Here is a 12,940-nt window from a genome sequence, read left to right on the forward strand (position 1 = left end):
CCCCTGATGATCGATCTAAGCCCTGCGCCGGGCGCGGCGGTTCGCAAGCTGCTGATGGCGGGCGTCGCCTGGCTGGCCGTCGCCGCCGCAAGCGGCGTCGCGCACGCCCAGCAGCCGCTGGCGACCATTCCGCAGGTCCCCGCCGCCCCGGCGGCGGCCGACGACGGCCTGGGCGACGACGGCTACTACCTGGAATCCGACCTGCTGATCCGCGACGACGCGTCCAAGACGATGACGGCGCGCGGCTCGGTCGAGGTGCGCTCCCAGGGCCGCACCCTGCGCGCCCAGGAGGTGATCTACGACACCAGCACCGGGGTGGTGACCGCCCACGGCAAGGTCTCGCTGATCAATGCCGACGGCACGGCCCAGTTCGCCGACGACCTGACGCTGGACAAGGACATGCGCGCCGGCTTCGCGCGCAACTTCTCCACGCGCCTGGACCAGAACGTGAAGATCGCCGCGGCCACGGCGATCCGCCGCAACGAGGAAGTCACCGAGCTCAACCAGGCGATCTACACCCCGTGCGACGTCTGCGCCGAGAAGCCGACGCCGACCTGGTCGATCGAAGCCGACAAGGTGGTGCAGGATAAGAAGCGCCAGATCGTCTACTACCATGGCGCCAAGATCCGCCTGTGGGGCGCGCCGCTGCTCTACCTGCCGCTGTTCTGGCACCCCGACCCGCAGGCTCCGCGCAGCTCGGGCTTCCTGACGCCGAAGGTGGGCCTGTCGCAGCGCCGAGGCCTGTCCTACCAGCAGCCCTACCTACAGGTGATCTCGCCCTCCCAGGACGTGATCATCAGCCCACAGATCAACACGAAGGTTAACCCCTTCGTCAACGTCAACTACCGCAAGCGTTTCTACTCGGGCATGCTCGAGGCGCGCATGGGGGCGACGTACGAGAAGGAGTTCGACAACCGGGGCAACCGCTTCGGCGACGCGACCACCCGCAGCTACATACTGGCCAAGGGCGCGTTCGACATCGACGACAAGTGGAAGTGGGGCTTCAGCGCCGAGCGCGCCTCCGACGCCCTGCTCTTCGACAAGTACGACATCAACGACGTCTACGCCCAACGCGGCCTGTTCACGAGCGAAGATCGCCGCCTGACGTCGCAGATCTACACCTCGCGGCAGGACGCCCGCTCGTGGCTGTCGATCTCGGCCGTGTCGGTGCAGGGCCTGCGCGTCGTGGGTACGGACGCGACGACCGGCATCGGCAACAAGTTCGAGAACAGCGGCGCCTTCCCGGTGATCGGCCCCCTGGTCGAAGGCCGCTGGGAACCGGAATCGCCGGTGCTGTTCGGCCGCCTGCGCCTGCAGGGTTCGGGCGTGCTGCTCAACCGCTCGGAATCGCAGTTCGGCGAAGCGCCCTACTACGGCACCATGGCCGCGTACAGCCACCAGGAAGGCGTCGACAGCGCCCGCGGCAGCGTCCAGGCCGACTGGCGCGCCAGCGCCGTGGTCGGACCGGGCCTGCGGATCCAGCCGTTCGCCCAGGCCCGCGCCGACGCCTACAAGATCAAGGGCATCTACCTGACGACCGAGGCCATGGCCGCGGGCGACGACGCCTCGGTCAACTATTCGCGCACCATGGGCGTGGCCGGGGTCGACCTCAGCCTGCCGCTCTACAAGGGCCTCAAGAAGGGCGGCAGCGTCATCCTCGAACCGCTGGTGCAGATCGCCACGGGTTCGGACAGCTCCAGCGTGCCGGTGGTGGTCGCCCGCAACGGGACCACGACCTATCTCTACAATGAGGACAGCTCGGCCTTCGAGTTCGACGAAACCAACCTCTTCCGCACCAACAAGTCGCCGGGCTTCGACCTCTACGAAGGCGGCACGCGGATGAACGTGGGCGGCCGGGCAACCTTCAACACCGCCGACGGCCGTGGCGGCAGCGTGCTGGTGGGCCGCAGCTTCCGCACCGAATACGACCCGCTGCTGCCCTCGCGCACCGGCCTGCAGGACAAGTCGTCCGACTGGATCGTGGCCGCCACGGTCACCCCGGTGCAGGGAATCAACGCCTATGTCCGCACGCGCCTGGACTCCGACACCACCAAGATCAATCGCCTGGAAACCGGCGCCGACGCCTACACCCAGCGGATCCAGGGTTCGTTCCGCTACCTGAAGGACAACGTCGACTCCAACGGCGAGCGGCAGGAAAACTTCGAGGCCCGCGGCCAGCTGAAGCTGACCAGCAAGTGGGCCCTGACGGCCTTCGGCCAGCTCGACCTGGTGGCCGAGACCTGGCGCCGCCGCGACCTCGGCGTGGCCTATACGGACGATTGCATCCGCATCGACATCATCTACCAACAGGAAGACCGCTATAGCTCGACGGTGACGGGGCTGCGGCTCCAGCCTGACCGCTCGGTCGTCGTGCGCCTAACCCTCGCCACATTGGGTGATACAGGGTACAGCGACTAAGCAATCCAACGTCCGGGGGGACGTGCGGGCGTCCGCACGCGTCCCCGTGACGCATCGAGACGCGGCCGCTCACGGTCTACCGGAAGGTCGTCGCGTCAAAGACATTGAAATCGAGGCCAGCCGCCAGGCCGGGCTCCAGAGGAACGACACTACCCATGCGGTCTGCGCGTAGCGTGACGACATTTGCGGCCAGCGCCGCGTCCATCCTCGCCCTGACCGTGGCGGGCTTCCCCGCCCAGGCCCGTCAGGCCACGCCCCTGGTCGACGCCCCTCCGGCCGCCGCCGAGCCTCGCGCCAATCCGCTGTCGGAAAGCGTCGCGGCCGTGGTCAACGACGACATCGTCTCGTCCTACGATCTGATGCAGCGCATGCGCCTGCTGATGGTGACCTCGGGCCTGCAGCCCACCCAGGAAAACCTGCCGCAGCTGGAGCAGGAAGCCCTGCGCTCGCTGATCGACGAGCACGTCCAGATGCAGGAACTGCGTCGGGTCGAGCGCGAGCAGAAGATCACGATCATTTCGACCGACAAGGAAGTCGACGAAGAGATCGAGAACATCGCCCAGGGCAACAAGATGAACGCCCAGCAGCTGCTGGCCAGCCTGTCGGCCCAGGGCGTCAGCGCCGACACCTGGCGCGCCCAGATCCGCGCGGAGACCAGCTGGCAGAACTGGATCAGCGGCCGCTACGGCTCGCGCCTGCGGATCGGCGAAGACCAGATCAAGGCCTTCCAGCGCCGCATGGCCGAGTCGGCCAGCAAGCCGCAGTACCAGGTCAGCGAAGTGTTCATCGACGCCGTGCGCGTCGGCGGCGCCGAGGTGGCCCTGAACGGCGCCCGCCAGCTGGTGACCCAGATGCAGCAGGGCGCGCCGTTCGCGGCCGTGGCCCGTCAGTTCTCGGCCGCCGCGACGGCGGCCAACGGCGGCGACGCCGGCTGGGTCAGCCCGGGCGAGATGCCGGCCGAGGTCGACGCGGCGCTCGAACAGCTGCGCCCCGGCCAGCTGTCGGCCCCGATCCAAGTCAAGGACGGCGTCTACATCGTCTATCTGCGCGACAAGCGCTCGGGCGCCAAGGCGACCCTGGTCGACCTGAAACAGGTGGCCGTGGCCCTGCCCAAGGACGCCCCTGAAACCGACGTGCAGGCCGCCACCGCTCTGCTGGCCGGCCTGAAGCCCAAGCTGACCAGCTGCCAGACGCTGGAAGCCGAAGCCGGCAAGGTGAGCGGCGTCGTGGCCGGCGACCTCGGCGAGGCCGAGATCGGCGACCTGGCCCCGTCGTTCCAGGAAGCCGCCAACGCCCTGAACATCGGCCAGGTGTCGGATCCGATCCGCACGGACGCCGGCCTGCACCTGATCGCGGTGTGCGGCAAGCGCCAGTCGGGCGGCGGCGCCCCGTCTCACGACCAGATCGAAAATCGTCTTAAGGGTCAGCAACTTGCGCTGATCTCCAAACGTTATCTGCGAGACCTGCGCAACTCCGCCACCATCGAGACCCGGTGAAGACAGACACCCTGGCCCTGAGCGTCGGCGATCCCGCCGGCGTCGGGCCCGAAATCATCGCCAAGGCCTGGGCCGCCCTCCGCGAAAGCGGCCCGGTTTTCATGGCCGTCGGCGACCTCCAGAGCCTGGCCGCCGCCGGCGGCGGTGTGAAGGTGCGGCCCGTGACCGGGCCGGCCGAGGCCGCCCAGGTGTTTCCTGAGGCCCTGCCGGTTCTGGACGTGCCCCTGCAATCGCCCGTGGTGGCCGGCAAGCCCTCCAGCGCCCACGCTCCCCAGATCATCCGCTGCATCGAGACGGGCGTGGGCCTGGCGCTTTCGGGCGCCGTCGCTGGCCTGGTCACCGCTCCCATCGCCAAGGCTCCGCTGTACGAGGCCGGCTTCAAGTTTCCCGGCCATACCGAGTTCCTCGCCGAGCTGACCGCCCCCGTCCCGTTTGAGGGCGCGCGCGGGCCGGTGATGATGCTGACCGCCGGCGACCTGCGCGCCACCCTGGTGACCATCCACCAGTCGGTGGGCAGCGTGCCGTCCTCGCTGAGCGTGCCGCGCATCGTCGAGGCGGGCCTGGTCACCGCCCAGGCCATCAAGACCGATTTCGGGATCGCCGCGCCGCGCCTGGCCGTGGCCGCGCTGAACCCTCACGCCGGCGAAGGCGGCGCCCTGGGCCGCGAGGAAATCGAGACGATCATCCCGGCGGTCGAGATCCTGCGCGCGCGCGGCGTGGACGCCCGCGGTCCCGCCCCCGCCGACAGCCTGTTCCACGCCGACGCCCGGGCGACCTACGACGCGGTGCTGTGCATGTACCACGACCAGGCCCTGATCCCGGTGAAGATGCTCGACTTCTGGGGCGGGGTGAACGTGACCCTGGGCCTGCCGATCGTGCGCACCTCGCCCGACCACGGCACCGGATTCGACATCGCCGGGCGCGGGATCGCCCGCCCCGACAGCCTGATCGCGGCCATTCGGCTTGCGGCCGAGATCGCCGCGCGGCGCAACGCCTAGGCTTTCGACGGTTTTGCCTCTAGAGGGAGGCGATGACGACCCCTTCCCTCGCCGACCTGCCGCCGCTGCGTGAAGCGCTGGAGCGCCACGGCCTGCTGGCCCGCAAGAGCTTCGGCCAGCACTTCCTGCTCGACCTCAACATCACCCGCAAGATCGCGCGCCTGGCGGAAGTCGGCGAAGGCGACACGGTGATCGAGGTGGGCCCCGGCCCCGGCGGCCTGACGCGGGCCCTGCTGGAGACCGGCGCCAGGGTGGTGGCGGTCGAGAAGGACAGCCGCTTCCTGCCGCTGCTGGGCGAACTGGCCGACGCCGCCGACGGCCGCCTGACCCTGGTCGAGGGCGACGCACTGCGGGCCGACATGGCCGCTCTGGCTCAGGGCGGTCCGGCGCACATGGTCTCGAACCTGCCTTACAACGTCGGCACCCAGCTGCTGATCAACTGGCTGACGGGGCCGTTCCGGCCGCTGTCGATGACCCTGATGTTCCAGAAGGAGGTCGCCGACCGCATCGCCGCCCAAGAGGACGACGACGCCTACGGGCGCCTGGCGGTGCTATCCCAGACCGTCTGCAGCGCCAGGGTGGTCATGGACCTGCCGGCCCGCGCCTTCACCCCGCCGCCCAAGGTGGCCTCGGCGGTGGCCCGCCTCGTGCCGCTGGAGCCCGCGCCGGACAAGGCGCTGGTCTCGGCCCTGGAACGGGTGACGGCGGCCGCGTTCGGCCAGCGCCGCAAGATGCTGCGCTCCAGCCTCAAGCCGATCGGCGGCGGCGCCTTGTGCGAAGCGGCAGGCATAGACCCTGACGCCCGGGCCGAGACCATCCCCATCGAAGGCTTCCAGGCCCTGGCCGCGGCGCTGCTGAAGGCCTGAGACGGCTCCACCACGGCTTGCATTCGCCGACAGGTGGAGGAATCTTCACCACATGCAGTCCGCGCCCGAGCAGCAGCATCTGGTCCTGGTCGTCGACGACGATCCTCTGGTGACGGAGTTCGTCAAGTTCCGGCTCGAAATGGAGGGTTTCGCGGTGGACGTGGCCCACAAGGCCGAGGACGCCTTGGCGAGCGCCCGACGCCGGCCGCCGCACCTGTTCCTGCTCGACGTCGCCATGCCCGAGATCAACGGCCTGACGCTGCTGCGGCGCCTACGGGCGGAAAGGCGGTTGAACGACGTGCCGGCCATCATGATAACCGCCTCGGCGCACGGGGCGAACGTCAAGGCCGCGATGGAGGCCGGCGCCGTCGGCTACGTGCTCAAGCCCTTCTCCGCCGCCGACCTGGTGGCGCGGGTGCGGGCGGCGACCAAGAATCAGTCCCGCGTCTGGTTGTGACGCGCTCCTGGAGTTCCCCATGACCTCGCGCCCCCTGGCCCTGGTGATCGACGACGACCCGCTGATGCTGGAATTCGTGTCGACCGCGCTCGAAGGCGGCGGTTTCGACGTGGAGACGGCCGAGGACGCCCGGCGGCTGCTGTCGGACGTGCAGGACCGCCATCCGGCGATCGTCTTCCTCGATGTGCGCATGCCTGGGGAAACGGGCATCGAAGTGCTGCGCCGCCTGCGGGTCAGCGAGTGGGGCCGCGAGGTGCCGGTGGTGATCATGACCGGCGAGCGCCGGCTCGACCGCGTGGTCGAGGCCATGAGCGCGGGCGCGACGACCTACATGATGAAGCCGTTCACGCCCGTGCAGATCGTGCTGCGGGCCCGCGAGCTGATCCAGCCGCGCGAGAGCGGCAGCTTCCACTACTGATTGGGGTGAAAGCCTCGCGCAGGCCGCTCAGATGTCTTCCGCCAGCAGGTCGCCGACCAGGTCGCCGATCCAGGGGTTGCGCGAGCGCTTCTGGCGTTCGGCGTGATAGATGTGGGCGAGGTCCGCATAGGCCTTGTCGAAGTCGTCGTTGAGCACGACGTAGTCGAACTTCTCCCAGGCGGCGACCTCGTCCTTGGCGCGGGCCAGGCGGCGGGCGATGACTTCCTCGCTGTCCTGGCTGCGGGCGTGCAGGCGGCGGCTCATCTCGGCCAGCGAAGGCGGCAGGATGTAGACCAGCACGCTGTCGGCGCCGGCCTGCTCGTGCACCTTCATGGCGCCCTGGAAGTCGATGTCGAACAGCACGCTCTCGCCGCGTTCCAGCGCTTCCATGATCGGACCGCGCGGGCTGCCGTAGTGATTGCCGTAGACCTCGGCCCATTCGAGGAAGGCATCGTCCTCGATCATCACCTCGAAATCGTCCCTGGAGACGAAGTGGTAGTCACGACCATGGTGCTCGCCGGGGCGCGGCTCGCGGGTGGTGGCGCTGATCGACAGGTGCAGGTCGCCGTGGTCGGCCACCAGGCGGCGGGTCAGCGAGGTCTTGCCCACGCCCGAGGGGGCGACGACCATCAGCAGGAGGCCGCGGTGCTTGCGGCCGCTCTTCTCGGCCGGGTTATTCGACATTCTGAACCTGTTCGCGAAACTGTTCGATCGTGGCCTTCAGCTCGAGGCCGTGGGCCGTCAGCGCGGTCAGCGCCGACTTGCTGCAAAGGGTGTTGGCCTCGCGCATGAACTCCTGCGAGAGGAAGTCGAGGCGCCGGCCCGAGGCGCCGTCGCTGGCCAGCAGGGTGCGCGCGGCGGCCACATGGCCGGCCAGGCGATCCAGCTCCTCGCGGACGTCGGCCTTGACCGCCAGGGCGGCGGCTTCCTGCAGAATGCGGTCCTGCGAGGCGCTTTCGCCCAGCAGTTCGCTCATGCGGCGCTCGAAACGCTGCTTGAGGATCGCCGGCTGGCCCTCGGCCTCGGCGGCGGCGAGGCTGGTCAGGGTCTCGATACGGTCGACGAGGCCGGAAAGCACCGGCGAGAGCGAAGCGCCCTCCTCCAGCCGCGCGGCCTTCAGGCCGTCGAGGGCCTGGTGGATGCTGGCGACGATGGCGGCTTCGAGGGCGGCGCGGGCCTCGGCGTCCTCGTCGTCCTCGCGGACCTCGATGACGCCGCGCAGGGCCAGCAGGCCGTCGAGGCTGGGCTTGCCGACCATGCCGGTGGCCACATAGGGGCTGCCGGCCTTGAGGTAGCGTTCCAGCACCTCGACATTGACCTGCGGGGCGGCGGCGGCCTCGGCCTTGCGGGCCTGGACGCCGAGCGTCAGCTGGCCGCGCTGGAAGCGACCTTGCGCGCCGTCACGGGCGGCCCGGTCGAGGCTTTCCAGGCCCGGCGGGCCACGGAAGCGGGTCTCGAGGTTGCGGCCGTTGACGCTGCGCGCCTCGACGGCCCAGCTCCAGTCGCCCAGAGCTCCCTCGACGCGCGCGAACCCGGTCATGCCCGACAGCGCCATGGTCAGTTCCCCGCTGCTTCCGAAGCCTTGGCCTCGCGCTCGATACGACGCCACTGGGCGACGTTGCGCTCGTGCTCTTCGTAGGTCCGGGCGAAGACATGGCCGCCGGTGCCGTCGGCGACGAAATAAAGCTCGTCGGTCTTGGGCGGGTTCATCACCGCCGCCAGGGCCTCGCGGCCCGGATTGGCGATCGGCGTCGGCGGCAGGCCGGTGATCTTGTAGGTGTTGTAGGGCGTGAAGGCGTCCAGTTCCGAACGGCGCAGCCCACGGCCCAGCGGACGGCCGCGGGTGATGCCGTAGATCACCGTCGGATCGGTATCCAGACGCATCCCCAGACGCAGGCGGTTGGTGAACAGGGCCGCGACGCGCGGACGCTCGCTGGCCAGGGCCGTTTCCTTCTCGACGATCGAGGCCAGGGTGACAGCCTCGTCCTTGGTCTGGAACGGCAGGCCGGCCTGGCGCTGCTCCCACAGGGCGTTCAGCACCTTGTCGCGGTCGTCCATCATCCGCTGCAGGACCGCGGCCCGCTCTTCGCCGCGCTCGACCTGGTAGGTCTCGGGCAGGACGGCGCCTTCCGGCGGGGTCGGCACGTCGCCGACCAGCACGGGCGAGCGCTGCAGGATCTCGACGACCATCTCGGAGGTCACGCCCTCGGGCACGGTGACCTGGTGGCGCACCACCTTGCCGTCGCGGACCATGGCCAGGACCGTGGAGAGCGAGGCGCGATTGGGGAATTCGTATTCGCCGGCCTTCAGCCGACGCGCCGCGCCGGTGACCTGGGCGGCGGTCAGGAACAGCGACGACGAGCGGATCGCGCCGCCGGCTTCCAGCGCCCCGGCGATCTCCGAGACGCTGGCGCCCCGGCGAAGCACCACCGAGGTATATTCGCCGTTCTTGGCCTTGGGGCCCGGCCCGCCGTAGAGCCAGACCGCCCCGCCGCCGACCGCGAGGGCCGCGACCGCGGCGACCACGAGGCCGCCGCCGGCCATGGCGGCCAGGCGACGTCCCAGGGTGGCGGTCTCGCGCTTGCGGGCCTTCGACGCCCGCTTGGGCGCCGTAGCCTTCTTCTGCGGACGCGGCGGCTTGCTCACGCGACTTGGCTCACGAGATCTTACGGAACACGACGGAGGCGTTGGTGCCGCCGAAGCCGAAGCTGTTGGACACGGCCACGTCGATCTTCATCGGCACGGCCTTGTGGGGCGCCAGATTCATCGGCACGTCCACATCCGGGTTGTCGAGGTTGATGGTCGGCGGCGCGATCTGGTCGCGGATGGCCAGGATCGAGAAGATCGACTCGATGGCGCCGGCCGCGCCCAGAAGGTGGCCGGTCATCGACTTGGTCGACGACATCACCACGTTCTTGGCGTGATCGCCGAGGAAGGAGGCCACAGCGCCGGCTTCCAGGCCGTCGGCCATGGTCGAGGTGCCGTGGGCGTTGATGTAGTCGATGTCCGAGGGCTGGAGGCCCGCGTCCTTGACGGCCGCCGCCAGGGCGCGCCCGCCGCCTTCGCCGTTCTCCGACGGAGCGGTGATGTGATAGGCGTCGCCCGACAGGCCGTAGCCGACCACTTCGGCGTAGATCTTCGCGCCGCGGGCCTTGGCGTGCTCGTACTCTTCGAGCACCACGACGCCGGCGCCTTCACCCATGACGAAACCGCCGCGGTCCTTATCGTAGGGACGCGAGGCCTTCTCGGGCGTGTCGTTGAAGTCGGTGGCGACCGCGCGGCAGGCGATGAAGCCGGCGATGCCCAGCTTGCAGACGGCCGCTTCCGCGCCGCCGGCGATCATCACGTCGGCGTCGCCGTACTTGATCAGGCGCATGGCGTCGCCGATGGCGTGGGCGCCGGTGGCGCAGGCCGTCACCACGGCGTGGTTGGGGCCCTTGAAGCCGTACTTGATCGAGACCTGGCCCGAGATCAGGTTGATCAGGGCCGAGGAGATGAAGAACGGGCTGACGCGGCGCGGACCCTTGGCTTCCAGTTCCAGGGCGGTGTCGGCGATGGTCGACAGGCCGCCGATGCCCGAGCCGAGGATGACGCCGGTGCGCCACTTCTGCTCGTCGGTTTCCGGAACCCAGCCGGAGTCCTTAACGGCTTCGTCCGCGGCGGCGATGCCGTACAGGATGAAGTCGTCCACGCGCTTCTGGTCGCGCGGGCTCATGGTCTGGTCGGGGTCGAACGAACCTTCGACGTCCGGACCGCCTCCGCCACGACCATCGACGCGCGGCACTTCGCAGGCCACCTGGCAGGCGTAGTCGGTCGGGTCGAAAGCGGTGATGCGGCCCGCGCCGGACTTGCCGGCCACGATGTTCTTCCAGGACACTTCGACGCCCTGGCCCAGAGGAGTCAGCAGGCCCAGCCCGGTGACGACGACTCTACGCATGGATTGCTCCCAAACCTTCCGACGCGCCGGCCCAGACGAAAGGCGAAAGCCTTAAGCCGGGTTGCGACGCGAATCTTGGCCACATACGAAAACCGCCGCGCGCACGATGGCAAGAGCCCGTGCTGCGCGGCGGCTGATAGTGCTGTTCGCCCGTGAGGGTACGAACCCGACGCCCTTAGGCGCCGGTCTTTTCCGTGATGAACTTCACGGCGTCGCCAACCGTCTGGATGTGCTCGGCGGCGTCGTCCGGAATTTCGATGTCGAATTCTTCTTCGAACGCCATCACGAGCTCGACGTTGTCGAGGCTGTCGGCGCCCAGGTCGTCGATGAAGCTGGCCTTCTCGGTGACCTTCTCGGGATCGGCATCCAGGTGTTCGATGACGATCTTACGCACGCGCTCGAGAATGTCGGACATTCTGTTAGTCCCTCGTTTTGAAATCTGTTTACCCCCGGACGGTATGAACTCTGTTTCACCGTCCGTGAGATGTCGGGTCACCGCCTATCACGTTCCTTTTCGGGTGACCAGCGGGTCAGCCGCCAAGAAGCATGGCCGTTGTGGACCAAGGCGGCGTTCGCCTCAGATCATGGCCATGCCGCCGTTGACGTGCAAGGTCTGACCGGTGACGTAGCCACCTTGATCGCTAGCCAGGTAAACGCAGGCGGCGGCGATATCGCTCCCCTCGCCCAGCTTGCCGGCCGGGATGGTCGACAGGATGCCGGCCTTCTGCTGATCGTTCAGGGCGTCGGTCATCGGGCTGGCGATGAAGCCGGGGGCGACGCAGTTGACGGTCACGCCGCGGCTGGCCAGTTCCTGGGCCAAGGCCTTGGAAAACCCGATCATTCCGGCCTTGGAGGCCGCATAGTTGGTCTGGCCGGGGTTGCCGGTGACGCCCACGATCGAGGTGATGCCGATGATGCGGCCGGCGCGGCGCTTCATCATGCCCTTGGCGGCGGCGCGAGCCAGGCGGAAGTAGCCTTCCAGGTTCACCTTGATGACGGTGTCCCAGTCCTCGTCCTTCATGCGCACGATCAGGCCGTCGCGAGTGATGCCGGCGTTGGCGATGACGATGTCGAGCGGGGCGCCGGCGGCTTCCTCGGCCTTGGCGACCAGGCCGTCGACGGCTTCGGCGTCCGAAAGATTCGCCACGACGAACGAGGCGCGCTCGCCCAGCTCGTTCTTCAGCTCGGTCAGCGCCGATTCGCGGGTGCCCGAGAGCACGACGTGGGCGCCCTGGCCATGCAGGGCCCGGGCGATGGCGCCGCCGATGCCGCCCGTGGCGCCGGTGACGAGGGCGGTCTTGCCGGTGAGGTCGAACATTTGAGTTCTCCGGTTCGGAGGAAAGGAAAGCGAGGCCCCGTCCGTGAACGGACGCCGGCCTCGACGGGATCAGAGCGACTGGGCGAAGGCTTCCAGGTCGGCCGGGCTGTTCAGCGGGGTCGCCTCGGCGTCCGGGGCGATGCGCTTGGCCATCCCCGACAGCACCTTGCCAGCGCCGGCCTCGGCGAAGCGGGTGACGCCGCCCTCGCCGGCCAGCCAGGTCATGCTTTCGCGCCAGCGGACGCGGCCGGTGACCTGCTCGACCAGCAGCTTGCGGATGACGTCCGGGTCGTGGACCGGGGCGGCGGTGACGTTGGCCACCAGCGGCGCGCGCGGGGCCAGGATCGTGGCGGTCGCCAGGGCGGCGGCCATCTCATCGGCGGCCGGCTGCATCAGCGGGCAGTGGAACGGCGCCGACACGTTCAGCGGAATGGCGCGGGCGCCCAGTTCCTTGGCCTTCTCGATGGCCCTGTCGACGGCGGCCTTGGCGCCGGAGATCACGACGTTGCCGTTGTTGTTGTCGTTGGCGACGACGCAGACGCCGACTTCAGAGCCGGCGGCGGCGGCGGCCTCGGCCAGGGCGATGTCGGTCTTGGGACCGATCAGCGAGGCCATCGCGCCCTCGCCCACCGGCACGGCGCGCTGCATGGCCTGGCCGCGCAGCTTCAGGAGGCGCGCGGTGTCGGCCAGGCTGATGGCGCCGGCGGCGGCCAGGGCCGAGTATTCACCCAGGCTGTGACCGGCCACGAAGGCGGCGCGGTCGATCCCGACGCCGAATTCCTTCTCCAGCGTACGGGTGACCGCCAGCGAGACGGCCATCAGGGCCGGCTGGGCGTTCTCGGTCAGGGTCAGGTCGCCCTCGGGACCTTCGCGCATCAGTTGGAACAGCTTCTGGCCCAGGGCGTCGTCGACCTCCTGGAACACCTCGCGGGCGGACGCGAAGGCCTCCGCCAGCTCGACGCCCATGCCGACCGATTGGCTGCCCTGTCCCGGGAAGATGAAGGCGATGCTCATGACGGCCCGCTCCTCTTA

13 protein-coding genes are annotated in these 12,940 nt (G+C 69.2%); 6 read left to right on the forward strand and 7 right to left on the reverse strand.

The annotated features are described in order from the left end of the window. Nucleotides 1-6: 6 nt before the first annotated feature. The 6 genes from DDF67_RS16175 to DDF67_RS16200 all read left to right on the forward strand — a co-directional run bounded on the left by DDF67_RS16175 (nt 7) and on the right by DDF67_RS16200 (nt 6,653). Nucleotides 7-2,418, forward strand: coding sequence for an LPS-assembly protein LptD (locus DDF67_RS16175; protein WP_233247676.1), 2,412 nt, complete (start codon nt 7-9; stop codon nt 2,416-2,418). A gap of 155 nt (nt 2,419-2,573) precedes the next feature. Further along, nucleotides 2,574-3,914: a peptidylprolyl isomerase gene (locus DDF67_RS16180; RefSeq protein WP_109101881.1), complete on the forward strand. Its 1,341-nt coding sequence runs from the start codon at nt 2,574-2,576 to the stop codon at nt 3,912-3,914. Beyond that, nucleotides 3,911-4,912 (forward strand): 4-hydroxythreonine-4-phosphate dehydrogenase PdxA, encoded by a 1,002-nt coding sequence (pdxA, locus tag DDF67_RS16185; protein WP_109101882.1) that lies wholly within the window; start codon nt 3,911-3,913, stop codon nt 4,910-4,912. Before DDF67_RS16180 ends, pdxA begins: the two co-directional genes overlap by 4 nt. A gap of 32 nt (nt 4,913-4,944) precedes the next feature. Further along, a complete protein-coding gene (rsmA, locus tag DDF67_RS16190; RefSeq protein WP_109101883.1) occupies nt 4,945-5,778 on the forward strand; it encodes a 16S rRNA (adenine(1518)-N(6)/adenine(1519)-N(6))-dimethyltransferase RsmA in 834 nt (277 codons plus the stop codon). A gap of 52 nt (nt 5,779-5,830) precedes the next feature. Next, complete coding sequence (locus DDF67_RS16195; RefSeq protein ID WP_109101884.1) at nt 5,831-6,235, forward strand: response regulator transcription factor; 405 nt, start codon at nt 5,831-5,833, stop codon at nt 6,233-6,235. Nucleotides 6,236-6,254: 19 nt separating this feature from the next. Further along, nucleotides 6,255-6,653 carry a response regulator gene (locus tag DDF67_RS16200; RefSeq protein ID WP_109101885.1) on the forward strand — a complete coding sequence of 133 codons (399 nt, stop codon included), beginning with the start codon at nt 6,255-6,257 and terminating at the stop codon, nt 6,651-6,653. Nucleotides 6,654-6,680: 27 nt separating this feature from the next. On the opposite strand, the gene gmk is transcribed toward DDF67_RS16200, so the two are convergent. The 7 genes from gmk to fabD form a co-directional block, all read right to left on the reverse strand. Further along, complete coding sequence (gene gmk, locus DDF67_RS16205; protein ID WP_109101886.1) at nt 6,681-7,337, reverse strand: guanylate kinase; 657 nt, start codon at nt 7,335-7,337, stop codon at nt 6,681-6,683. Next, complete coding sequence (locus DDF67_RS16210) at nt 7,327-8,208, reverse strand: YicC/YloC family endoribonuclease (RefSeq protein WP_109101887.1); 882 nt, start codon at nt 8,206-8,208, stop codon at nt 7,327-7,329. The genes gmk and DDF67_RS16210 overlap by 11 nt, the downstream gene beginning before the upstream one ends. A gap of 2 nt (nt 8,209-8,210) precedes the next feature. Next, a complete protein-coding gene (gene mltG / locus DDF67_RS16215; protein WP_233247677.1) occupies nt 8,211-9,299 on the reverse strand; it encodes an endolytic transglycosylase MltG in 1,089 nt (362 codons plus the stop codon). 10 nt (nt 9,300-9,309) lie between these two features. Beyond that, entirely contained in the window at nt 9,310-10,590 is a 1,281-nt protein-coding gene (fabF, locus tag DDF67_RS16220; RefSeq protein ID WP_109101888.1) for a beta-ketoacyl-ACP synthase II, read from the reverse strand. 175 nt (nt 10,591-10,765) lie between these two features. Next, a complete protein-coding gene (locus tag DDF67_RS16225) occupies nt 10,766-11,005 on the reverse strand; it encodes an acyl carrier protein (protein ID WP_007672577.1) in 240 nt (79 codons plus the stop codon). A gap of 162 nt (nt 11,006-11,167) precedes the next feature. Beyond that, nucleotides 11,168-11,908 carry a 3-oxoacyl-[acyl-carrier-protein] reductase gene (gene fabG / locus DDF67_RS16230; RefSeq protein WP_101712922.1) on the reverse strand — a complete coding sequence of 247 codons (741 nt, stop codon included), beginning with the start codon at nt 11,906-11,908 and terminating at the stop codon, nt 11,168-11,170. Nucleotides 11,909-11,977: 69 nt separating this feature from the next. Next, entirely contained in the window at nt 11,978-12,922 is a 945-nt protein-coding gene (gene fabD, locus DDF67_RS16235) for an ACP S-malonyltransferase (protein ID WP_109101889.1), read from the reverse strand. Between the last annotated feature and the right edge of the window lie 18 nt (nt 12,923-12,940).

The organism is Caulobacter endophyticus, assembly GCF_003116815.1.
GTDB classification, from domain to species: Bacteria; Pseudomonadota; Alphaproteobacteria; order Caulobacterales; family Caulobacteraceae; genus Caulobacter; species Caulobacter endophyticus.